This window comes from Microbacterium maritypicum MF109 (genome assembly GCF_000455825.1).
Taxonomy (GTDB): Bacteria; Actinomycetota; Actinomycetes; order Actinomycetales; family Microbacteriaceae; genus Microbacterium; species Microbacterium maritypicum_A.
Map to the genome: position 1 here is coordinate 1 of NZ_ATAO01000120.1, position 336 is coordinate 336.

The 336-nt window shown below is 68.8% G+C and carries 1 pseudogene; it reads right to left on the bottom strand.

The features are described from left to right. A pseudogene (locus L687_RS0121285) lies at positions 1-336 on the bottom strand (DNA-binding protein); the annotation flags it as partial.

Genomic DNA, 336 nt, shown 5'->3' on the forward strand with positions numbered 1-336 from the left:
GTGCACGCCGGTGATCAGGGCGAGGGCGGTGAGGCCGGCGAACAGGCAGATGGCGATCGACCCCATCAGCACGAGTGTCGACTGGGCGTTGCGCACCTTCGGGGCGCGGAAGGCGGGAACGCCGTTCGACACGGCCTCGACACCGGTGAGGGCGGAGCATCCGCTCGAGAACGCGCGCAGGATCAGCAGGATCACGGCCGCCTGGCCGAGGCTTTCGGCCTGCACCGAGAACTCGGCGCTCGAGGCGACAGGGGCGTCGCCCAGGAAGGTGCGGATCAGGCCGGTCACGATCATGATGCCGACCGAGCCGATGAACACGTACGTCGGGATCGCGAA